Genomic DNA, 21,680 nt, shown 5'->3' with positions numbered 1-21,680 from the left:
GCCATGGAAGAGAAGCTGCGCTTCGCCATCCGTGAAGGCGGCCGCACCGTCGGTGCCGGCATCGTCGTCACCATCAAAGAGTAATCGCCGGCGCTGTCGGTTGAGATCGGATGCAAAAGGGCGGTCTTCGGGCCGCCTTTTTATTCTGATATTCTGGCAATGGATTAACCGCATTGCCTTAAATCCTGTTGCAAGCGCCTCTGCCATAACTAGTATAGGTTGCATCGAGGGGCTGCCCAAATGGTTCCATGGCGCCGTTTGCATAGCCAGGCATGGTGGTCGCTAGGCCTGATCTGCCTAGTGTCGTTGCTTGCCATGGGCCACGCTGCCTTCGCAGCGGATGCAAAGAAATCCACGCCGGAAAAATCCACGCCGGATCTCGGTCCGACGATGCGATTCGTCGTCGTCCGCAGCAGCGCGCCGGGCTGCGAGCCGACCTGTCCGGAATGGATATCGGCGGAAGGCACCATAGAAGCCGGTACGCCGGCCCTGTTCAAACGCACGCTGAAGGCGCTTGGCGGCCGAAAGCTGCCGATCGTCGTCGATTCCCCTGGCGGCAATGTCGAAGCGGCGCTGACACTTGGTCGCCTGATCCGCAAGAACAAGCTCGATATCGCCGTCGGCAAAACCGGCTTCGTCGGCTGTCTGCCGGATATGAAGAACTGCAAGGAAAACGATGGCAAGGGCGCCCGTTATTTCGGCAATGCGTATGCCAACGGCGCCATCTGTAATTCCGCCTGCCCGTTGATGTTTTCCGGTGGCATCCGGCGCGTGGTCGGGGAGTGGGCCTTTCTCGGCGTCCATCAGATCACCACGACCTATATCCGGACGAAACTGCTGTACCGCACCACCTACCGCATGGTGAAAGGCAAGAAGAAGATACTCAGTACCAGGGTCGTCAGCCGGAAGAACGCGGGCAGCTACAAGACCTACGAAATGAACAAACCGCTGGAGCGGAAGCTGGCGGCCTATCTGAAGGAGATGGGCGTCGGCCTGGGCGTGCTTGAGACCATGAAAAGCACGCCGGCCAGCGGCATCCAGCAACTGATTCCCTACGATATGCTGCAAATGAATCTCGTCACCAGTCTGGATGCCGTCGACCTGCTGACCGCGCCAACCCTGTGCAAATCCGATCCGTTGCCGGCGAGTTGCAGGGAAGTGCCGGCGCCGGCGAATATCGCGAAGCCGGCCGGGCAAGTGGTGGCGAGCGCCGAGCCTGCACCTCTGGGGCTCGAAACCCCGCCGGCGAAGGAGGTCGCTGACATGCGCTTCGTCCTGGTCCGCGGCAGCAACCCGCTATGCAATCCCAATTGCCCGGAATGGATCTCGGCCGAAGGCACGATTACCGCTGACACGGCCGAAAAATTGCGCCAACTGCTTGATAGCGTCGGCGACCGGCGCCTGCCCATCGTAGTCAGTTCGCCGGGTGGCGACGTGCTCGGTGCTTTGGCGGCCGGAAGGCTGATCCGCGAACGTAAACTCGACGTCGCCGTGGCGCGGACGGATTTCATTGGCTGCGAGCCGCGGCAGGCCGACTGCACGGCCGAAGACGGCGTCTACAACGGACTGACGGTCGATGCCGGCGGCGAGTGCGGCTCGGCCTGCCCGATCATGCTCGCCGGCGGTGTCAAACGCCTGGTCGGTCCGCGTGCACAGTTGAGCGTGCATTCGATGGGCTTCGAGCAGCGGGTCAAGGCCTATCTCGAGGACATGACTGTTGGACCCGGCATGTTTTCGGCGATGCAATCGGCGCAATATTCGCGCTACCGGCACCTTGAACCAGAGATGATGCTGAAAGTCGGGCTGACGACCGGGCCTGGGTCCGCGGACGAATTGACCGGGCCTGGCATCTGCAGATCGGAGCCAAGGCCGGAGAACTGCCGCGAGATCTCGGGCGCCAAGGCTCAGGCCACCACGCCCGTGAAATCATAGGCCGGTCAAATCGTAAGGCAGGCATGATAGCCGGGCCGACTGGCCATCGAGGCAGGTTGAGCGGCGCTCGATATTTCCGCTATCGTCCAGCGAAGAGCAGATGGGGGATAGCGAATGAGCCAGGATGTCCCGACCTTGTTCGAATGGGCCGGCGGCTCCGAAGCGCTGAACCGCCTGACCCAGACCTTCTACGACAAAGTCGCTCGGGACCCCATCGTCGGGCCGGTGTTCAAGCACATGTCGCCGGACCATCCCGCTCACGTCGCGGCTTTCATCGGCGAAGTCTTTGGCGGACCGAAAACCTACAGCGAAAAACATGGCGGCCATCGCGAGATGGTGATGCATCATCTCGGCAAGCATCTGACCGAGGAGCAGCGCCGGCGCTGGATCAATCTTCTTGCCGACGCCGCCGACGAGATCGGGTTGCCTGACGATCCCGAATTCCGCTCGGCCTTCATGGGCTATGTCGAATGGGGATCGCGGCTGGCCAAGATGAACTCCAACAAGGGCCCGACCTGCGATCCCGAGAGCGAACCAATGCCGACCTGGGGTTGGGGGGTGCCGGGCGGCCCCTACAAGCCGCCTTCGGGAGACTGACCGGGCACGAATCGGTCGAAAACCCTGCCGGCCAGGAAAACGGGTGGCTATGGAGGTTTCGGTCTCCAGGCTAACGGTTTGAAGTCGCCGTCGACTGGCGGGGCCACACTGAGAACCGGAGACTTGCGATGAGATCGGAAGGCAAGAAAAGTTCAGACAGCGCCTTTGACAGCGGTCGCGGAACTCGAAATCCATTTGGCGTCATGGACGTCCCCACTCCCGACGACGAGGAGGTGTCGGCGTTCGCCGCCGGCGTGAAACTGGAGGGAACTGCAAGTGATGAAAACGCCGAAACGTGGGGCACCGAAAGTGACCGCGACAGCAACGACACCATCGACGGCAGCTGGTCCAGCCGATGGAACGGCGGTGCCGATCCCACAATTCCGGGCGATGCCGACGATAAATGGAAGTCCGGCCGGGGTGAGGTGAAGACAGCGGGAGAGAGAGTTTACCTATTGTTCGATTGGCATCATGGCGTGCGCAAAGGGCTGATCGATGCGCGGCGCGAGGGCGCGAAAGGGCTGGTTGGAAAATATATCAATCTGACCGATCCGAAAATCGTGCGTCCCTGGGTCGGCCTGATCGTCAGCAACCAGAGAATCGACGGGAAATGGCCGGGAGGACGGCTGGACTTCCGCAGATGAAGGCTGGGTAGCGCACGTCGCTCTTTACAGAGCGCGCGGAAGCTTTTAGGAAGCGCCTGCTGCGCCGACATGCGCATACGGGCATAGCTCAGTTGGTAGAGCGGCGGTCTCCAAAACCGCAGGTCGTAGGTTCGAGCCCTGCTGCCCGTGCCATTGAATGGATGCCTAAAACGATTCTTTTGCAGTGCGGCCTTTGAAAATCGGCTTGTGACTTGCCACATAGGTCGAGTTGCGGCATAAGGGCCGCATAGCCGGGACGGGACGACTGGATGGTTCCGAGGCGGCGTTTGGCCATAAAGCGGACACTTGCCACTTGCGTGGATCAAGAATCGGTTTTATGTAGACGAGACAGACACGCGACGCGTGGAGCTGGGAAGCCGGCTTTACGCGTCTGATTTGCATGGGCGAAATGATCGCGCTGATTCGGCGCGAACGCACGCTCAAGCGGCACGTCCCGGCCAGCGGGATCATCCAGGAGACCCGGCCAACGGGTCTTGCAGACAGAGCGGCATATGGCTTCGAAAACCACAAATCCCTTCACCTTTCTCCAGCAGGTTCGCGCGGAGACCGCCAAGGTCACTTGGCCGTCGCGGCGCGAAACGATGATCTCGACGGTGATGGTCCTTGTGTTCGCGGTCATCGCGATGATCTTTTTCTTTACCGCAGACGTGGCCATGGGCTTTGCGGTCGAAAAAATCCTCGGCCTCGGACAGTAAGTCCGGCGATTACGGAGAAGTCTTGAAATGACCGCGCGGTGGTACATCGTCCACGCCTACTCGAACTTTGAAAAGAAGGTCGCCGAGGACATCGAGAACAAGGCCAAGCAGAAGGGCCTGTCCGCCGACATCGAGCAGATCGTGGTGCCGACCGAGAAGGTCGTCGAGATCCGCCGCGGCCGCAAGGTCGATGCCGAGCGCAAGTTCTTTCCGGGCTATGTGCTGCTGAAGGCCAATCTGACCGACGCCGTGTTCTCGCTCGTCAAGAACACGCCGAAGGTTACCGGTTTCCTGGGCGACTCCAAGCCGGTGCCGATCACCGAAGCCGAGGCCCAGCGTATCCTGAACCAGGTTCAGGAGGGCGTCGAGCGGCCGAAGCCGTCGGTGACGTTCGAGATCGGCGAAGCGATCCGCGTTTCGGATGGACCATTCGCGTCCTTCAACGGTTTCGTCCAGGAAGTGGACGAGGAGCGGGCGCGGCTCAAGGTGGAAGTTTCGATCTTCGGGCGCGCTGTGCCGGTCGATCTGGAATTCGGACAGGTCGAGAAGGGCTGATCCGAAATCCCTGCACCGGTTTCGGCGGCAGGGAAGGCGGCGCGGAGATCGCGCGGCCAAAAGCGGGTGGGAGGCGAATGCGGCTTTAGCCGGCCGCGCGGACCGCACCACCAGACTGCAACCGCCGGCAAGACCGGCATGAGAAAAGGCAGGAAGAGAGATGGCTAAGAAAATTGCAGGCCAGCTCAAGCTCCAGGTTTCCGCGGGATCGGCCACGCCGTCGCCCCCGATCGGCCCGGCGCTTGGTCAGCGTGGCATCAACATCATGGAGTTCTGCAAGGCATTCAACGCGCAGACCCAGGAAATGGAAAAGGGTTCGCCGGTTCCGGTCGTCATCACCTACTACCAGGACAAGTCGTTCACCTTCGTCATGAAGACGCCGCCGGTGAGCTATTTCCTGAAGAAGGCCGCCAACCTGAAGTCGGGTTCCAAGGAGCCGGGCAAGCTCAAGGCCGGTACGATCGGCCGCGACAAGGTGCGCGCCATCGCCGAGCAGAAGATGAAGGATCTGAACGCAAACGACGTCGATGCGGCCATGCGCATGGTCGAGGGCTCCGCCCGCTCGATGGGTCTGGAAGTGGTGGGCTGAGATCATGGCAAAGATTGCAAAGCGTGTATCGAAGACCCGCGAAGGCATCGACCCCAACAAGGCTTACGCTTTGGGTGAGGCGCTGAAGCTGCTCAAGGATCGCTCCTCGGTGAAGTTCGATGAGACCGTCGAAGTCGCGATGAACCTCGGCGTCGATCCCCGCCATGCCGACCAGATGGTCCGCGGCGTGGTCAATCTGCCGAACGGCACCGGCCGCAGCGTTCGCGTCGCCGTGTTCGCGCGCGGCGACAAGGCCGAGGAGGCCAAGGCCGCCGGCGCCGACATCGTCGGAGCGGAGGATCTGGTCGACATCGTCCAGAAGGGCACGATCGACTTTGACCGCTGCATCGCCACGCCGGACATGATGCCGCTGGTCGGCCGTCTCGGCAAGGTGCTCGGCCCGCGCGGCATGATGCCGAACCCGAAGGTCGGCACCGTCACCACTGACGTTGCCGCCGCTGTCAAGGCATCGAAGGGCGGCGCCGTCGAGTTCCGCGTCGAGAAGGCCGGCATCGTTCATGCCGGCGTCGGCAAGGTGTCGTTCGACGTCAAGGCGCTGGAAGAAAACGTCCGCGCCTTCGCAGACGCGGTGACCAGGGCAAAGCCGGCTGGGGCCAAGGGCAACTACGTCAAGAAGGTGTCAGTCACCTCGACGATGGGCCCGGGCCTCAAGCTCGATGTCTCGACGCTCGCAGCGTCCTGATACGAACAATTGGATCGGCCGCTAAAACGCCGATCCGTGAAAGAATTCCGGGCCTCCGACCTGTCGGTGGCCCGGTACCGGAAGTCGAAAGGCTTCCGGACATCCTGTCCGAGATTGCAGGCGGCCCCCAAGCCTTAGGTGATGTGGGCCTTAATTCATGTGGGCCTGCATGAGACGGGTGAAGACCGGACAACGGAGCGAAAGCTCCAATGAAAGGTTCGAACCGTGTTTGCCTTTTGTCTGCGCACCGTCCGGCTTGCCGGCAGGTGTGGCGAAAGGGGGCAGGATCCTCGAGCGTCGTTCGGGAGATCCGTTACTGGATGGCCCGGCCGGCAAAAGGCAACCCGACGCCTGTCCTTCGTAGAGGGCAGGGGTCAACTGGAGATAGGCAGTGGACAGAGCGGAAAAACGCGAACTCGTCACGGGCCTGAATGATGCGTTTTCAAGCGCTGGTTCAGTCGTCGTGGCCCACTACGCCGGTATCACCGTCGCGCAAATGAACGACCTTCGGTCGAAAATGCGCGCCGCCGGTGGCACCGTCAAAGTCGCGAAGAACCGTCTCGCCAAAATCGCTCTTCAGGGCACGGACTCCGCATCGATCATCGAGCTGTTCAAGGGACAGACGCTGATCGCCTATTCGGAGGATCCGATTGCGGCGCCGAAGGTCGCGTCCGATTTCGCCAAGGGAAATGACAAGCTCGTCATTCTCGGTGGCGCAATGGGCACCACCTCGCTCAACGCCGACGGTGTGAAGGCACTCGCCACACTTCCGTCGCTCGATGAGCTGCGCGCCAGGCTGGTTGGCATGATCGCCACGCCGGCAACCCGGATCGCCCAGATCGTCAATGCGCCTGCGGCCTCGGTCGCGCGCGTCATCGGCGCTTACGCCCGGAAGGACGAGGCGGCATGAGGCCGTTCCTCGCTATCACAAACACACGTTCGAACCTTATGAAGGAACATTGCAATGGCTGATCTGGCAAAGATCGTAGACGACCTTTCGAAGCTGACCGTCCTCGAGGCGGCCGAGCTGTCGAAGCTTCTTGAAGAAAAGTGGGGCGTTTCCGCCGCTGCTCCGGTGGCGGTTGCCGCTGCCGGCGGCGCTGCGGCCGCTGCTGCTCCTGTCGAGGAAAAGACGGAATTCGACGTCGTCCTCACCGAGGCAGGCGCTCAGAAGATCAACGTCATCAAGGAAGTTCGCGCCATCACCGGTCTTGGCCTCAAGGAAGCCAAGGACCTGGTCGAGGCGGCTCCGAAGCCGGTCAAGGAAGGCGTTTCCAAGGCCGACGCGGACAAGTTCAAGGCCCAGCTGGAAGCAGCCGGCGCCAAGGTTGAACTGAAGTAAGCGTTGAGTACCGGCGGATGGCGTCGCGCCGTCCGCCACTCCCATCACGTCTAGGGGAGGCTCATAGCGCGAAGAGTGCGAAAACCTCTTTCCTGAGGGCCGCAAACCGGCCTTCAGGAAACGGGTTTTCTCCCGTTTCTGGCCCACCGCCAATTGGTGGTGGGTGAAAAGACAAGAAGCCGCCGACAGGCGGCGGGCAACAAGACAGGGCCGCCAAGGTGGCCCGAGATGCAAGGCGAGCCGCGGCGAGGCTCGTCCCGAGAATTGAGCTAAGGAGCGACGATGGCCCAGACCCAGACTTTCAATGGCCGCAGACGCGTACGCAAGTTTTTCGGAAAGATCCCGGAAGTTGCGGAGATGCCGAACCTGATCGAGGTTCAGAAGGCATCCTATGACCAGTTCCTGATGGTGGAGGAGCCCAAGGGCGGGCGTCCTGACGAGGGGCTGCAGGCAGTTTTCAAGTCGGTCTTCCCGATTTCCGATTTTTCCGGCTCCTCGATGCTGGAATTCGTGAAGTACGAGTTCGAGGGACCGAAATTCGACGTTGACGAATGCCGTCAGCGCGACCTGACCTACGCGGCGCCGCTCAAGGTGACGCTGCGCCTCATCGTGTTCGATATTGACGAGGATACCGGCGCGAAGTCGATCAAGGACATCAAGGAGCAGGACGTTTACATGGGCGACATGCCGCTCATGACCTTGAACGGCACCTTCATCGTCAACGGCACCGAGCGCGTCATCGTCTCGCAGATGCACCGTTCGCCGGGCGTCTTCTTCGACCATGACAAGGGCAAGTCGCACTCGTCCGGCAAGCTTCTGTTTGCCGCGCGCGTCATTCCCTATCGCGGCTCATGGCTCGACATCGAGTTCGATAGCAAGGACGTCGTGCACGCCCGTATCGACCGCCGCCGCAAGATTCCGGTCACGTCGCTGCTGATGGCGCTCGGCATGGACGGCGAAGAGATCCTGTCGACCTTCTACAACAAGATCACCTACAAGCGCGCCGGCGACCATTGGCGTATCCCATTCAACGTCGAGCGTTTCCGCGGCCTCAAGGCCGTTGGTGACCTGGTTGACGCCGACACCGGCGAGGTCGTCGTCGAAGCCGGCAAGAAGATCACTGCCCGCCAGGCCAGGGCGCTTGGCGAAAAGGGTCTCAAGGCGATCAAGGCGACCGACGAGGATCTGCTCGGCAACTATCTCGCCGAGGATATCGTCAACTATGCGACCGGTGAGATATTCCTCGAAGCCGGCGACGAGATCGACGAAAAGACGCTGAAAGTGCTGCTCGGCACCGGCGAGGACGAGATCAAGGTTCTCGACATCGACCATGTCAACGTCGGCGCCTACATCCGCAACACGCTCAACGTCGACAAGAACGAGAGCCGCCAGGACGCACTGTTCGACATCTATCGTGTCATGCGCCCGGGCGAGCCGCCGACGCTCGAGACCGCCGAAGCCATGTTCAACTCGCTGTTCTTCGACAGCGAGCGCTACGACTTGTCGGCCGTCGGCCGCGTCAAGATGAACATGCGCCTTGAGCTCAAGGCCGAGGACACGGTGCGCGTGCTGCGCAAGGAGGACATCCTGGCCGTGGTCAAGACGCTGGTCGAACTGCGCGACGGCAAGGGCGAGATCGACGACATCGACAATCTCGGCAATCGCCGCGTGCGCTCGGTCGGCGAGCTGATGGAGAACCAGTACCGCGTCGGGCTGCTGCGCATGGAGCGCGCGATCAAGGAACGCATGTCCTCGATCGAGATCGACACGGTCATGCCGCAGGACCTGATCAACGCCAAGCCGGCGGCTGCCGCCGTGCGCGAGTTCTTCGGTTCCTCGCAGCTGTCGCAGTTCATGGATCAGACCAACCCGCTGTCGGAGATCACCCACAAGCGCCGTCTTTCGGCGCTTGGACCGGGCGGTCTGACCCGCGAGCGTGCCGGTTTCGAAGTGCGCGACGTGCATCCGACGCATTACGGCCGCATCTGCCCGATCGAGACGCCGGAAGGCCCGAATATCGGCCTGATCAACTCGCTGGCGACCTTCGCGCGCGTCAACAAATACGGCTTCATCGAGAGCCCGTACCGCAAGATCGTCAATGGCAAGCTGACCAATGAGGTCGTTTACCTGTCGGCTATGGAAGAGGCCAAGCACCACGTCGCGCAGGCCAATGCCGAGCTCGACAAGAATGGTCATTTCGTCGACGAATTCGTCATTTGCCGCAACGCCGGCGAAGTGATGATGGCGCCGCGCGAAAACGTCGATCTGATGGACGTATCGCCGAAGCAGATGGTGTCGGTGGCCGCGGCCCTGATCCCGTTCCTCGAGAACGACGACGCCAACCGTGCGCTGATGGGCTCTAACATGCAGCGTCAGGCCGTGCCGCTGGTGCGCGCCGAAGCGCCGTTCGTCGGCACCGGCATGGAGCCGATCGTCGCCCGTGACTCGGGCGCCGCCATCGGCGCCCGCCGCGGCGGCATCGTCGACCAGGTGGACGCGACTCGTATCGTCATCCGCGCCACGGAAGATCTCGATCCCGGCAAGTCCGGCGTCGATATCTACCGGCTGATGAAGTTCCAGCGTTCGAACCAGAACACCTGCATCAACCAGCGTCCGCTGGTGCGCATGGGCGACCGGGTCAACAAGGGCGACATCATTGCGGACGGCCCGTCGACCGAACTCGGCGATCTGGCCCTCGGCCGCAACGTGCTGGTCGCGTTCATGCCGTGGAACGGCTACAACTACGAGGATTCCATCCTTCTGTCCGAGCGCATCGTCGCCGACGACGTCTTCACCTCGATCCATATCGAGGAATTCGAAGTCATGGCCCGCGACACCAAGCTCGGGCCGGAGGAGATCACGCGCGATATCCCGAACGTCTCGGAAGAAGCGCTGAAGAACCTCGATGAGGCCGGCATCGTCTACATCGGTGCGGAAGTGCAGCCGGGCGACATCCTGGTCGGCAAGATCACGCCGAAAGGCGAAAGCCCGATGACGCCGGAAGAAAAGCTGCTGCGCGCCATCTTCGGTGAAAAGGCCTCGGACGTGCGCGACACCTCGATGCGCATGCCTCCGGGAACCTTCGGCACGGTCGTCGAAGTGCGTGTCTTCAACCGCCACGGCGTCGAGAAGGACGAGCGCGCCATGGCGATCGAGCGCGAGGAGATCGAACGCCTCGCCAAGGACCGCGACGACGAGCAGGCGATCCTCGACCGCAACGTCTATTCGCGTCTTTCCGACGTTCTCGTCGGCAAGGAAGCGATTGCCGGGCCGAAGGGCTTCAAGAAAGGCTCGAAGCTGTCGAAGGACACGCTCGACGAGTATCCGCGTTCGCAGTGGTGGCAGTTTGCCGTGGAGAACGAAAAGCTCCAGAGCGAACTGGAAGCCCTGCGTGGCCAGTACGACGATTCCAAGAAGGCGCTCGAGCAGCGCTTCATGGACAAGGTCGAGAAGGTGCAGCGCGGCGACGAAATGCCTCCGGGCGTCATGAAGATGGTCAAGGTCTTCGTGGCCGTGAAGCGCAAGATGCAGCCCGGCGACAAGATGGCCGGCCGGCACGGCAACAAGGGTGTCGTGTCGCGGATCGTTCCGGTCGAGGACATGCCTTTCCTCGAGGACGGCACGCATGCCGATATCGTGCTCAACCCGCTGGGTGTGCCGTCGCGCATGAATGTCGGCCAGATCCTGGAAACGCATCTGGGCTGGGCTTGCGCCGGAATGGGCAAGAAGATCGGCGATCTGATCGACGCGTACAAGACGGCGGGCGACATCAAGCCGCTGCGCAAGACGCTCGAGAGCTTCATGCCGGCCAACGACCGCAACGAGCCGATCCGCGAATATGACGACGAGAGCATCATTCGCCTCAGCGAGCAGATGCGCCGCGGCGTCTCCATCGCGACACCGGTGTTCGACGGCGCGCACGAGGCCGACATCAACATCATGCTGGAGCAGGCGGGCCTGCACACCAGCGGTCAGTCGCAGCTCTATGACGGACGCACCGGCGAGCCGTTCGATCGCAAAGTGACGATGGGCTATATATATATGCTCAAGCTTCACCACCTTGTGGACGACAAGATCCACGCGCGTTCGATCGGGCCGTACTCGCTCGTTACCCAGCAGCCGCTGGGCGGCAAGGCGCAGTTCGGTGGCCAGCGCTTCGGCGAGATGGAGGTCTGGGCGCTGGAAGCGTACGGCGCCGCCTACACGCTGCAGGAGATGCTGACGGTGAAGTCGGACGACGTCGCCGGCCGCACCAAGGTCTACGAGGCGATCGTCAGAGGCGACGACACCTTCGAGGCCGGCATCCCCGAGAGCTTCAACGTTCTCGTCAAGGAAATGCGGTCTCTCGGCCTCAACGTCGAGCTGGAGAACACCAAGCTCGACGAAAACCCGATCCGGCTGCCCGACGCGGCCGAATAAGCAAGACGTCCGGCCGCGGTCTTCCCGCGACCGGACGCCGAGCATGATCCCGAAAAGTGGTTACCGGTTTTCGGCCAAGATCATGCTCAAACAACAGAGTTTCTTCGGCCGATGGCCGATCAAGTCGGCGGGCGTTTGGCCCGCGCTAGATGCAAGGGGTTTTCGAGGACCCCGAAAAGGAGAACGGCATGAACCAAGAGGTCATGAATCTCTTCAATCCCCAGGCGCCCGCGCAGGTGTTCGATTCCATCCGGATCTCGCTTGCCAGCCCTGAGAAGATTCTGTCCTGGTCGTTCGGCGAGATCAAGAAGCCGGAGACCATCAACTACCGCACCTTCAAGCCGGAGCGTGACGGCCTGTTCTGCGCACGCATTTTTGGTCCGATCAAGGACTATGAGTGCCTGTGCGGCAAGTACAAGCGCATGAAGTACAAGGGCGTCATCTGCGAGAAGTGCGGCGTCGAAGTCACGCTGTCGCGCGTCCGCCGCGAGCGCATGGGCCATATCGAGCTGGCGGCACCGGTCGCCCACATCTGGTTCCTGAAGTCGCTGCCGTCGCGCATCGGCACGCTGCTCGACATGACGCTGAAGGACATCGAGCGCGTCCTCTATTTCGAGAACTACATCGTCACCGAACCCGGCCTCACCGCGCTGAAGGAGCACCAGCTGCTCAGCGAGGAAGAGTACATGATGGCCGTCGACGAATATGGTGAGGATTCGTTCACCGCCATGATCGGCGCCGAGGCGATCCACGACCTTCTGGCCGGCATGGACCTCGAGAAGATCGCCGGCGATCTGCGTTCGGAGCTGGCTTCGACCACCTCCGAGCTCAAGCAGAAAAAGTACCTGAAGCGGCACAAGGACGTCCAGAACCAGTCTCATATACACATATGACCCAGCCAACCAAAAAGACGGTGGGTTCCGGTGATCCCGCCGGACCTGCGTCCGCTTGTCCCGCTGGACGGCGGCCGTTTCGCCACGTCGGATCTGAACGATCTCTATCGCCGCGTCATCAACCGCAACAACCGCCTGAAGCGGCTGATCGAGCTGCGCGCACCCGGCATCATCGTGCGCAATGAAAAGCGCATGCTGCAGGAAGCCGTCGATGCACTGTTCGACAACGGCCGTCGCGGCCGCGTCATCACCGGCGCCAACAAGCGTCCGCTGAAGTCGCTGTCCGACATGCTGAAGGGCAAGCAGGGCCGGTTCCGCCAGAACCTGCTCGGCAAGCGCGTCGACTATTCCGGCCGCTCGGTCATCGTCACCGGTCCGGAGCTCAAGCTGCACCAGTGCGGCCTGCCAAAGAAGATGGCGCTCGAACTGTTCAAGCCCTTCATCTACGCCCGTCTCGACGCCAAGGGTTACTCCTCGACCGTCAAGCAAGCGAAGAAGTTGGTCGAGAAGGAGCGTCCGGAGGTCTGGGATATCCTCGACGAGGTCATCCGCGAGCATCCGGTGCTGTTGAACCGCGCGCCGACGCTGCACCGCCTCGGCATCCAGGCGTTCGAGCCGATCCTGATCGAAGGCAAGGCGATCCAGCTTCACCCGCTGGTCTGTACGGCCTTCAACGCCGACTTCGACGGCGACCAGATGGCGGTCCACGTGCCGCTGTCGCTGGAGGCGCAGCTCGAAGCCCGCGTGCTGATGATGTCGACCAACAACATCCTGCACCCCGCTTCCGGTGCGCCGATCATCGTGCCGTCGCAGGACATGGTTCTCGGTCTCTACTATCTCTCGATCGTCAACCAGAACGAGCCGGGCGAGGGCATGGTGTTTGCCGACATGGGCGAACTCCAGCACGCGCTCGAGACCAAGGCGGTGACGCTGCATGCCAAGATCAAGGGGCGCTTCCGTACGGTCGACGCCGACGGCAAGGTCGTGTCGAAGATCTACGACACTACGCCTGGCCGCATGATCATCGGCGAACTTCTGCCGAAGAACCACAATGTGCCTTACGAGACCGCCAACCAGGAGATGACCAAGAAGAACATCTCCAAGATGATCGACACCGTCTACCGCCATTGCGGTCAGAAGGAGACGGTCATTTTCTGCGATCGCATCATGGCTCTCGGCTTCAGCCACGCCTGCCGTGCCGGCATTTCGTTCGGCAAGGACGACATGGTTATTCCGGACGCCAAGATCAAGCTGGTGTCCGACACCGAGGCTTTGGCCAAGGAGTACGAGCAGCAGTACAATGACGGCCTGATCACCCAGGGCGAGAAGTACAACAAGGTCGTCGACGCCTGGGCCAAGTGCTCGGAAAAGGTCGCCGACGAAATGATGGCCCGCATCAAGGCTGTCGAGTTCGAGGACAACGGCCGTCAGAAGCCGATGAACTCGATCTACATGATGTCGCACTCCGGTGCGCGCGGTTCGCCCACCCAGATGCGCCAGCTCGCCGGCATGCGCGGTCTGATGGCCAAGCCTAGCGGTGAAATCATCGAGACGCCGATTATCTCGAACTTCAAGGAAGGCCTCACGGTGCTCGAGTACTTCAACTCGACCCACGGCGCCCGCAAGGGTCTGGCCGACACCGCCTTGAAGACGGCGAACTCGGGTTATCTGACGCGTCGTCTCGTCGACGTGGCGCAGGACTGCATCGTCAACTCGCTCGACTGCGGCACCGACAAGGGCCTCACAATGCAGCCGATCGTCGATGCCGGTCAGGTCGTCGCCTCGGTTGGCCAGCGCGTCCTCGGCCGCACCTCGCTCGATGACATCACCCACCCGGTGACCGGCGAGGTTCTGGTCAAGGCCGGAACGCTGATGGACGAGCGTGACGTGGAACTGATCGAAAAAGCCGGCGTGCAGTCGGTCCGCATCCGTTCGGCGCTGACCTGCGAGGTCAGGGTCGGCGTCTGCGCGGTCTGCTACGGACGCGATCTGGCCCGCGGCACTCCCGTTAACCAGGGCGAGGCTGTCGGCGTCATCGCGGCGCAGTCGATCGGCGAGCCGGGCACCCAGCTCACCATGCGTACCTTCCACATGGGCGGCACGGCGCAGGTGGTGGATTCCTCGTTCCTTGAAGCCTCGTACGAGGGCAAGGTCGAGATCCGCAACCGCAACGTGGTGCGCAACTCCGACGGCCAGCTGATGGTCATGGGCCGCAATATGGCGGTGCTGATCCTCGACGAGGCCGGCAAGGAACGCGCCACGCACCGCGTCACCTACGGTTCGCGCATCTTCGTCGACGATGGCGACAAGGTGAAGCGCGGCCAGCGTATCGCCGAGTGGGATCCTTATACCCGCCCGGTCCTCACCGAAATCGAGGGCAAGGTCGCGTTCGAGGATCTGGTCGACGGCATTTCCGTTCAGGAAACCGCCGACGAATCGACCGGCATCACCAAGCGCGAGGTCATCGACTGGCGTTCGACGCCACGCGGCAACGACCTCAAGCCGGCGATCGCCGTCCTGGATGCCAAGGGTAAGGTCGGCAAGCTGTCGAAGGGTGGCGACGCCCGCTTCCTGCTCTCGGTCGAGGCCATTCTTTCGGTCGAGCCGGGCGCACAGGTTCGCCCCGGCGACGTGCTGGCGCGTATTCCGATGGAAAGCGCCAAGACCAAGGACATCACCGGCGGTCTGCCGCGTGTTGCCGAGCTGTTCGAGGCACGCCGTCCGAAGGATCACGCCATCATCGCCGAGATCGATGGCACGATCCGCTTCGGCCGCGACTACAAGAACAAGCGCCGTATCATCATCGAACCGCATGACTCGACGCTTGAGCCGGTCGAATACCTGATCCCGAAGGGCAAGCCGTTCCATCTCCAGGACGGCGACGTCATCGAGAAGGGCGACTACATCCTCGACGGCAATCCGGCGCCGCACGACATCCTGGCGATCAAGGGCGTGGAGGCGCTTGCCTCCTACCTCGTCAACGAGATCCAGGAGGTCTACCGACTGCAGGGCGTGTCGATCAACGACAAGCACATCGAGGTGATCGTTCGCCAGATGCTGCAGAAGGTCGAGATCACCACGCAGGGCGATTCGACCTACATTCCGGGCGACCACGTCGACGTGATCGAACTGGAAGAGGTCAACGAGCGCCTGGTCGAGGAAGGCAAGAAGCCGGCAGAAGGCCAGCCGGTGTTGCTCGGCATCACCAAGGCCTCGCTGCAGACGCCGTCCTTCATCTCGGCCGCCTCCTTCCAGGAGACGACGAGGGTGCTGACCGAAGCTGCGGTTGCCGGCAAGACCGACATGCTGCAGGGGCTGAAGGAAAACGTCATCGTCGGCCGGCTGATCCCGGCCGGCACCGGCGGCACGATGAGCCAGATCCGGCGCATCGCCACCTCGCGCGACGAGCTGATCATCGACGAGCGCCGCAAGGCGTCCGGCGTCGAGGTCGCCGAGCCGATGCTGACCGACATGGCTTCCGCCGCGCAGTAAGCGCGCAAGAAAAGAGAAGATAGAAGAGGGGCCCAAGTGGCCCCTTTTCGCATTTTGGTTCTCCAATCGGACCGGAGAAGAAAACGATGAGCATGAAGACCTGGGCTTCTGTCGACGACTACATTGTCGAGGCTCTTTTCGATGCGGATCCCGCCCTCGATGCCGTTCTGGCGGCGAACCGCGGCGGCGGCCTACCGGCGATCGATGTTTCGCCGGCACAAGGCAAGCTGCTGTCACTTCTTGCGCGAATGCAGGGAGCCAAGAAGGTACTCGAAATCGGCACGTTGGGCGGCTACTCGACAATCTGGATGGCGCGAGCGTTGCCCGTGGACGGCAAGGTCGTGACGCTCGAGCTTGACCCGCACCACGCCAGTGTCGCGCGGTCGAACTTTGAACGCGCAGGGGTGTCGGACCGGGTAGAACTGCGGGTCGGACCGGCGCTTCAATCGCTTGCGGCGTTAGCCGCCGAGAATGCCGGGCCGTTCGACTTCATCTTCATCGACGCCGACAAGCCGAACAACCCGCACTATCTGTCGTGGGCCATGCGTCTTTCGAGGCCGGGGACCGTCATCGTCTGCGACAATGTCATCCGTGACGGCGCGGTGGTGAATGAAGATGGTCGTGACGCCAATGTCGAAGGGGCACGCGCGGCGTTCTCGTTCATCGGCGGCGACAAGCGTCTGGAAGGCACCGCGATCCAGACTGTTGGCGCCAAAGGCTATGACGGCTTTGCTATAGCGATCGTCAATTGAACTTGCGCGGTGAGTGGCCGGACATGCGATCCGGCCGACGCCCGCTGATCAATCGAAAAAAGCTTGCACCACATTGCGCTTGCCCAGCATGAAGGCGTCGGCGACGTGCTGAAGGGGCGCGAGATCGACGTCGGAGGTACCCGCGCGCACGATCTCGGCAAAGCGCCTGTAAAGCATCGGGTATTCCGCTTCCGGCTCCTCGTGAACGACGCGGCCGTCGACGGCGAGCTTCGAGCCGCCGCCGGAAAGCACCATTTTACCCCGGTCCGTCTCGGCCAGGATGTCCCAGCTCTGCGGGCCGGTCTGAAGCCAGTCGAGTTCCATCGTCACCGGCAATCCATCCGAGGTGCGGAAGGTGACATGGGCCGCGACCGGGGATGCACGGTTCTCCGGAAAATCGAGCTCTGCCGAACTGATGAACATTGGCGGCAGGATGTGGGTGGCGATCGACAGTGCGTTGATGCCGGGATCGAAGACGCCAAAGCCGCCCGGTGCCCAGATCCATTCCTGATTCGGATGCCAGCGGCGGACATCTTCCTTCCAGATGATAGCGGCCGATCTGATTTTGGTTGAACGGAGGAAAGCGCGAGCGGCCTCGACAGCCGGCGCATAGCGTGAATGCCAACTGGCGAACAGACAGACGCCGTTCGCTGCCGCCAGCGCCTTCAGGTCCTCGACCTCGCTGACGGTCGCGCCCGGCGGCTTTTCCAGGAAGACATGCTTTTTCGCCACCAGCGCCGTGCGTGCGGCGTCATAACGGAACTGCGGCGGCATGCACAGCGACACCGCCTCGAGCTCCGGCACCGCGTCGAGCATCGCCTCGATCGTCGGGAAATTCGGGATGTCTTCGACTTTGCCGTGGCGGCTCGCTGCGGCGACCAGGCGATAATCCTGGTCCTTCGCCAAGGCCGGCAGGTGCTGGTCGCGGACGATCTTTCCCACGCCGACGATGCCGAGCTTGATGGGATTAGAGGACATGGGAGCTCCGCGGGTTGAGTGTGCTTGGTTTTACCGGAGGTCGCTTCTTAGCAGAGAACTTGTGTCGGGCAAGTCGCCGGGCTTTTGTCGCCGGCCGTGAGATCGACCGCGATTCAGATCTCTTCAGATCGGCACATCGAAGGTCACGATCGACACTTCGCCTTCGAGCGCGCCCTGATAGGCGGACAGATGCGGCTCCTCGTCGGGCACGCCGTCCAGGTCACCGATCTGGTCGAGCTCGGCCTCGGCGTAACCTTCCGCGGCAAGTGATTCGAGAGCGCGGCGCACCGCCGAATCGTCGTCCGGGGCGACCAGCATCACATGCACGCCTTCCGGCTTGCCGCCTTTGCGCTTCCACACCCGGCCGGTAATAATGGTGACCGGGCGCTCCTCATTGTCATTCACGGGTTCGTACCTCCGGGCGAGGGGTTTTGGGCTGTTCATGCCGCCTTTTCGCACGAAGCACGGCGTGGAAACAGCCGCAAGCCGGTCACTTTCTGCCTTCCTCTTGAAAAACGGCGCAAGAAAATTACATGCGTTTTTCGCATGGCTGCCAAACCTCGGGTTCAGCGCAATATTTGCCGCTCCGGGGTTGACGGACAGTGGCCACACGAGTAGAAGCCGCCCAGTCAGAACCGATGTGAGGCTCTCGCTTCCGAAGCGACACGCTTTGGAGTTTGCCTCAAACAGGGTTCGTTTTACGAGCGAAAAGACATTTCCGGCGTGCATGAAGCGGCTTCCGCTTCCTCTGCCATTTGTTCGGGCAAGACCGCGAGGCGCGGTTTGTGGCCCGAATTTGCGTATGGAAATGACGCTTTGAGCGGCCCTGACCGGGCAAGACACGGAATTGAGAGACAAGAGGGTTTAATGCCTACCGTCAACCAGCTGATCCGCAAGCCGCGCATTGCGCCGGTGAAGCGCAACAAGGTCCCGGCCATGCAGCAGAACCCGCAGAAGCGGGGCGTCTGCACGCGCGTCTACACCACGACGCCGAAGAAGCCGAACTCGGCGCTGCGCAAGGTGGCCAAGATCCGTCTGACCAATGGTTTTGAAGTGATCGGTTACATCCCCGGCGAAGGCCACAACCTTCAGGAACACTCGGTGGTGATGATCCGTGGCGGCCGCGTCAAGGATCTTCCGGGCGTCCGTTACCACATCATCCGCGGCGTGCTCGACACGCAAGGCGTGAAGAACCGCAAGCAGCGCCGTTCGAAATACGGCGCCAAGCGTCCGAAGTGACCGAAGCGTAGCCAAGGTCGTTCCGGACGGCGTCAAGCGACGATCCGGGATCCAGGCCACCGCGTAGAATTGAGGCAGAGAAAAAATGTCCCGTCGTCACAGTGCAGAAAAGCGTGAGATCAATCCGGACCCGAAGTTCGGCGACCTGATCGTCACCAAGTTCATGAATGCCGTCATGTATGATGGCAAGAAGTCGGTTGCCGAGACCATCGTCTACGGCGCGCTCGACCAGGTCCAGTCCAAGACCAAGCAGGAGCCGGTCACCGTCTTCCATCAGGCGCTCGACAATGTCGCGCCACATGTGGAAGTGCGTTCACGCCGCGTCGGCGGCGCCACCTACCAGGTTCCGGTCGACGTGCGCCCCGAGCGCCGGCAGGCATTGGCCATCCGCTGGCTGATCGCTGCCGCCCGCAACCGCAACGAGACCACCATGGTCGACCGCCTCTCCGGCGAGCTGATGGACGCGGCAAACAACCGCGGCACCGCCGTCAAGAAGCGTGAAGACACCCACAAGATGGCAGAAGCCAACCGCGCTTTCGCGCACTACCGCTGGTAAAGCGCGAACGAGACTGAAGAGGCACCTCCCATGGCCCGCGAATATAAAATCGAAGACTACCGCAATTTCGGTATCATGGCGCATATCGACGCCGGCAAGACGACGACCACCGAGCGCGTCCTCTATTACACGGGCAAGTCGCACAAGATTGGCGAAGTCCACGACGGCGCTGCCACCATGGACTGGATGGAGCAGGAGCAGGAGCGCGGCATCACCATCACGTCGGCCGCCACCACGACCTTCTGGAAGGGTCGCGACGGCAAGATGTATCGCTTCAACATCATCGACACCCCCGGCCACGTCGACTTCACCATCGAGGTCGAGCGTTCGCTGCGCGTACTCGACGGTGCCATCGCGCTGCTCGATGCCAATGCCGGTGTCGAGCCGCAGACGGAGACTGTCTGGCGCCAGGCCGACAAGTATCGCGTGCCGCGCATGATCTTCTGCAACAAGATGGATAAGATCGGCGCCGACTTCTACCGCTCGGTCGAGATGATCGGTTCGCGCCTCGGTGCGCATGCCGTCGTCATGCAGTTGCCGATCGGCGCCGAGACCGAGTTCAAGGGTGTCGTCGATCTCGTCGAGATGAACGCGCTGGTCTGGCGCGACGAGACGCTGGGCGCTGCCTGGGACATCGTCGAGATCCCTGCCGACCTCAAGGCTCGTGCCGAAGAATACCGCGAGAAGATGATTGAGGCCGCCGTCGAAATGGACGAAACGGCGCTCGAGAATTACCTCGAAGGCAAGATGCCGAGCAACGACGAGATCCGTGCGCTCATCCGCAAGGGCACGATCGCGGTGAAGTTCTATCCAATGTTCTGCGGCTCGGCCTTCAAGAACAAGGGCGTGCAGCCGCTGCTCGACGCCGTCGTCGAATATCTGCCGTCGCCGGCCGATGTGCCTGCCATCAAGGGCGTCGACGCCAAGACCGACGCCGAGATCGAGCGTCATGCCGACGACAACGAGCCGCTGTCGATGCTCGCCTTCAAGATCATGAACGACCCGTTCGTCGGTTCGCTCACCTTTGCCCGCATCTATTCGGGCAAGCTCACCAAGGGCATGTCAGTCGACAACACCGTGAAGGGTAAGAAAGAGCGCATCGGCCGCATGTTGCAGATGCATGCGAATTCGCGCGCCGACGTCGAAGAGGCGTTTGCCGGCGACATCGTCGCCCTCGCTGGTCTCAAGGACACCACCACCGGCGACACGCTCAGTGATCCGCTGCATCCGGTCATCCTCGAGCGCATGGAATTCCCCGATCCGGTCATCCAGATCGCCATCGAGCCGAAGACCAAGAACGACCAGGAAAAGATGGGTCTCGCCCTTCACCGCCTGGCCGCCGAGGATCCGTCCTTCCGCGTCAAGACCGACGAGGAAAGCGGCCAGACGATCATCTCCGGTATGGGCGAACTTCACCTCGACATCATCGTCGACCGCATGCGTCGCGAGTTCAAGGTCGAGGCCAATGTCGGCGCGCCGCAGGTGGCCTACCGCGAGACGATCACCCGCAAGCACGAGCAGGACTACACGCACAAGAAGCAGACCGGCGGTACCGGCCAGTTCGCCCGCGTCAAGATCCTGTTCGAGCCGAATCCGGAAAGCAGCGAATTCGAGTTTGAAACCAAGATCGTCGGCGGCGCTGTGCCGAAGGAATACATCCCCGGTGTCGAAAAGGGCATCAACAGCGTCATGACCTCGGGCCCGTTCGCCGGCTTCCCGATGATCGGCGTCAAGGCGACGCTGATCGATGGCGCCTACCACGACGTGGACTCGTCGGTTCTGGCCTTCGAAATCGCCGGCCGCGCCTGCTTCCGTGAAGCAGCGCCCAAGCTTGGCGTGCAGTTGCTCGAGCCGATCATGAAGGTCGAGGTGGTGACGCCGGAAGATTACGTCGGCAGCGTTATCGGCGACCTGAACGGCCGTCGTGGCCAGATCCAGGGCCAGGAAGCCCGCGGCGTCGCGGTGGTCATCAACGCGATGGTGCCGCTCGCCAACATGTTCAAATACGTGGACAACCTTCGCTCGATGAGCCAGGGCCGCGCGGCCTACACGATGCAGTTCGACCATTACGAGCCGGTCCCGACCGCGGTCGCCCAGGAAGTCCAGAAGAAATACGCGTAACTCGAAACGAGTTGCACCAGTAACTTAATTCAAGGCCCGCACGGGCTGGCAGGAATGGAGAGATCACATGGCAAAAGGTAAATTCGAGCGCACTAAGCCTCATGTGAACATTGGCACGATTGGTCACGTCGACCATGGCAAGACGTCGCTGA

17 protein-coding genes, 1 tRNA gene and 2 pseudogenes are annotated in these 21,680 nt (G+C 61.9%); 18 read left to right on the top strand and 2 right to left on the bottom strand.

The window, feature by feature from the left end; translation table 11 throughout:
* From NKJ35_RS29950 to NKJ35_RS29885, 14 genes and pseudogenes are all read left to right on the top strand, one after another.
* Window positions 1–84, top strand: an 84-nt coding sequence (locus tag NKJ35_RS29950) for an EF-Tu C-terminal domain-related protein (protein ID WP_455749504.1), incomplete at its 5' end; no start/stop codon positions are given.
* A gap of 156 nt (window positions 85–240) precedes the next feature.
* Window positions 241–1,932, top strand: a complete 1,692-nt coding sequence (locus NKJ35_RS29945) for a COG3904 family protein (RefSeq protein ID WP_352651210.1) — start codon at window positions 241–243, stop codon at window positions 1,930–1,932.
* A 114-nt stretch (window positions 1,933–2,046) separates the two neighbouring features.
* Window positions 2,047–2,529 carry a group II truncated hemoglobin gene (locus NKJ35_RS29940; RefSeq protein ID WP_352651208.1) on the top strand — a complete coding sequence of 161 codons (483 nt, stop codon included), beginning with the start codon at window positions 2,047–2,049 and terminating at the stop codon, window positions 2,527–2,529.
* Between the two features lie 128 nt (window positions 2,530–2,657).
* Window positions 2,658–3,173 carry a hypothetical protein gene (locus NKJ35_RS29935; protein WP_352651206.1) on the top strand — a complete coding sequence of 172 codons (516 nt, stop codon included), beginning with the start codon at window positions 2,658–2,660 and terminating at the stop codon, window positions 3,171–3,173.
* 77 nt (window positions 3,174–3,250) lie between these two features.
* A tRNA-Trp gene (locus tag NKJ35_RS29930) sits at window positions 3,251–3,326 on the top strand.
* A gap of 359 nt (window positions 3,327–3,685) precedes the next feature.
* Window positions 3,686–3,889 carry a preprotein translocase subunit SecE gene (gene secE / locus NKJ35_RS29925; RefSeq protein ID WP_023680439.1) on the top strand — a complete coding sequence of 68 codons (204 nt, stop codon included), beginning with the start codon at window positions 3,686–3,688 and terminating at the stop codon, window positions 3,887–3,889.
* 27 nt (window positions 3,890–3,916) lie between these two features.
* Window positions 3,917–4,444, top strand: a complete 528-nt coding sequence (nusG, locus tag NKJ35_RS29920) for a transcription termination/antitermination protein NusG (protein ID WP_006333333.1) — start codon at window positions 3,917–3,919, stop codon at window positions 4,442–4,444.
* Between the two features lie 160 nt (window positions 4,445–4,604).
* Window positions 4,605–5,033: a 50S ribosomal protein L11 gene (gene rplK, locus NKJ35_RS29915; RefSeq protein ID WP_352651205.1), complete on the top strand. Its 429-nt coding sequence runs from the start codon at window positions 4,605–4,607 to the stop codon at window positions 5,031–5,033.
* A 4-nt stretch (window positions 5,034–5,037) separates the two neighbouring features.
* On the top strand, window positions 5,038–5,736 hold the full coding sequence (rplA, locus tag NKJ35_RS29910; protein ID WP_254817142.1) for a 50S ribosomal protein L1: 699 nt from the start codon (window positions 5,038–5,040) through the stop codon (window positions 5,734–5,736).
* A 391-nt stretch (window positions 5,737–6,127) separates the two neighbouring features.
* The gene (rplJ, locus tag NKJ35_RS29905) at window positions 6,128–6,646 is read left to right on the top strand and encodes a 50S ribosomal protein L10 (protein ID WP_008875657.1); all 519 of its coding nucleotides are present in this window, start codon (window positions 6,128–6,130) and stop codon (window positions 6,644–6,646) included.
* 54 nt (window positions 6,647–6,700) lie between these two features.
* Window positions 6,701–7,078 carry a 50S ribosomal protein L7/L12 gene (rplL, locus tag NKJ35_RS29900; protein ID WP_140752948.1) on the top strand — a complete coding sequence of 126 codons (378 nt, stop codon included), beginning with the start codon at window positions 6,701–6,703 and terminating at the stop codon, window positions 7,076–7,078.
* A 282-nt stretch (window positions 7,079–7,360) separates the two neighbouring features.
* Window positions 7,361–11,497 (top strand): DNA-directed RNA polymerase subunit beta, encoded by a 4,137-nt coding sequence (gene rpoB, locus NKJ35_RS29895; protein ID WP_254817143.1) that lies wholly within the window; start codon window positions 7,361–7,363, stop codon window positions 11,495–11,497.
* A 188-nt stretch (window positions 11,498–11,685) separates the two neighbouring features.
* Window positions 11,686–15,882: pseudogene (gene rpoC / locus NKJ35_RS29890) on the top strand (DNA-directed RNA polymerase subunit beta').
* 86 nt (window positions 15,883–15,968) lie between these two features.
* Entirely contained in the window at window positions 15,969–16,634 is a 666-nt protein-coding gene (locus NKJ35_RS29885; RefSeq protein WP_352651203.1) for an O-methyltransferase, read from the top strand.
* Between the two features lie 48 nt (window positions 16,635–16,682).
* Here NKJ35_RS29885 and NKJ35_RS29880 read toward each other — a convergent pair whose 3' ends face one another.
* Together NKJ35_RS29880 and NKJ35_RS29875 are read right to left on the bottom strand one after the other, a co-directional pair.
* Window positions 16,683–17,612: a Gfo/Idh/MocA family protein gene (locus NKJ35_RS29880; RefSeq protein ID WP_352651201.1), complete on the bottom strand. Its 930-nt coding sequence runs from the start codon at window positions 17,610–17,612 to the stop codon at window positions 16,683–16,685.
* A 123-nt stretch (window positions 17,613–17,735) separates the two neighbouring features.
* Entirely contained in the window at window positions 17,736–18,017 is a 282-nt protein-coding gene (locus NKJ35_RS29875) for a transcriptional regulator (RefSeq protein ID WP_254817147.1), read from the bottom strand.
* A 462-nt stretch (window positions 18,018–18,479) separates the two neighbouring features.
* On the opposite strand from NKJ35_RS29875, the gene rpsL reads away from it, so the two are divergent.
* From rpsL to NKJ35_RS29855, 4 genes and pseudogenes are all read left to right on the top strand, one after another.
* Window positions 18,480–18,851: a 30S ribosomal protein S12 gene (rpsL, locus tag NKJ35_RS29870; RefSeq protein ID WP_006333356.1), complete on the top strand. Its 372-nt coding sequence runs from the start codon at window positions 18,480–18,482 to the stop codon at window positions 18,849–18,851.
* An 85-nt stretch (window positions 18,852–18,936) separates the two neighbouring features.
* The gene (gene rpsG / locus NKJ35_RS29865) at window positions 18,937–19,407 is read left to right on the top strand and encodes a 30S ribosomal protein S7 (RefSeq protein ID WP_008875664.1); all 471 of its coding nucleotides are present in this window, start codon (window positions 18,937–18,939) and stop codon (window positions 19,405–19,407) included.
* A gap of 30 nt (window positions 19,408–19,437) precedes the next feature.
* Entirely contained in the window at window positions 19,438–21,528 is a 2,091-nt protein-coding gene (fusA, locus tag NKJ35_RS29860; RefSeq protein WP_352651199.1) for an elongation factor G, read from the top strand.
* Window positions 21,529–21,595: 67 nt separating this feature from the next.
* Window positions 21,596–21,680 (top strand): annotated as a pseudogene (locus NKJ35_RS29855) (GTP-binding protein); the annotation flags it as partial.

The organism is Mesorhizobium sp. M0136, assembly GCF_040322515.1.
Classification (GTDB): domain Bacteria; phylum Pseudomonadota; class Alphaproteobacteria; order Rhizobiales; family Rhizobiaceae; genus Mesorhizobium.
Note: the sequence above shows the minus strand (reverse complement) of the source record. Positions and strands in the feature narration are given on the sequence as shown.

Bases quoted from the DNA above. Each gene is read 5' to 3' on its own strand.
- NKJ35_RS29945 (WP_352651210.1), top strand. From the start codon at position 241: ATGGTTCCATGGCGCCGTTTGCATAGCCAGGCATGGTGGTCGCTAGGC.
- NKJ35_RS29940 (WP_352651208.1), top strand. From the start codon at position 2,047: ATGAGCCAGGATGTCCCGACCTTGTTCGAATGGGCCGGCGGCTCCGAA.
- NKJ35_RS29935 (WP_352651206.1), top strand. From the start codon at position 2,658: ATGAGATCGGAAGGCAAGAAAAGTTCAGACAGCGCCTTTGACAGCGGT.
- secE (WP_023680439.1), top strand. From the start codon at position 3,686: ATGGCTTCGAAAACCACAAATCCCTTCACCTTTCTCCAGCAGGTTCGC.
- nusG (WP_006333333.1), top strand. From the start codon at position 3,917: ATGACCGCGCGGTGGTACATCGTCCACGCCTACTCGAACTTTGAAAAG.
- rplK (WP_352651205.1), top strand. From the start codon at position 4,605: ATGGCTAAGAAAATTGCAGGCCAGCTCAAGCTCCAGGTTTCCGCGGGA.
- rplA (WP_254817142.1), top strand. From the start codon at position 5,038: ATGGCAAAGATTGCAAAGCGTGTATCGAAGACCCGCGAAGGCATCGAC.
- rplL (WP_140752948.1), top strand. From the start codon at position 6,701: ATGGCTGATCTGGCAAAGATCGTAGACGACCTTTCGAAGCTGACCGTC.
- rpoB (WP_254817143.1), top strand. From the start codon at position 7,361: ATGGCCCAGACCCAGACTTTCAATGGCCGCAGACGCGTACGCAAGTTT.
- NKJ35_RS29885 (WP_352651203.1), top strand. From the start codon at position 15,969: ATGAGCATGAAGACCTGGGCTTCTGTCGACGACTACATTGTCGAGGCT.
- NKJ35_RS29880 (WP_352651201.1), bottom strand. From the start codon at position 17,612: ATGTCCTCTAATCCCATCAAGCTCGGCATCGTCGGCGTGGGAAAGATC.
- rpsL (WP_006333356.1), top strand. From the start codon at position 18,480: ATGCCTACCGTCAACCAGCTGATCCGCAAGCCGCGCATTGCGCCGGTG.
- rpsG (WP_008875664.1), top strand. From the start codon at position 18,937: ATGTCCCGTCGTCACAGTGCAGAAAAGCGTGAGATCAATCCGGACCCG.
- fusA (WP_352651199.1), top strand. From the start codon at position 19,438: ATGGCCCGCGAATATAAAATCGAAGACTACCGCAATTTCGGTATCATG.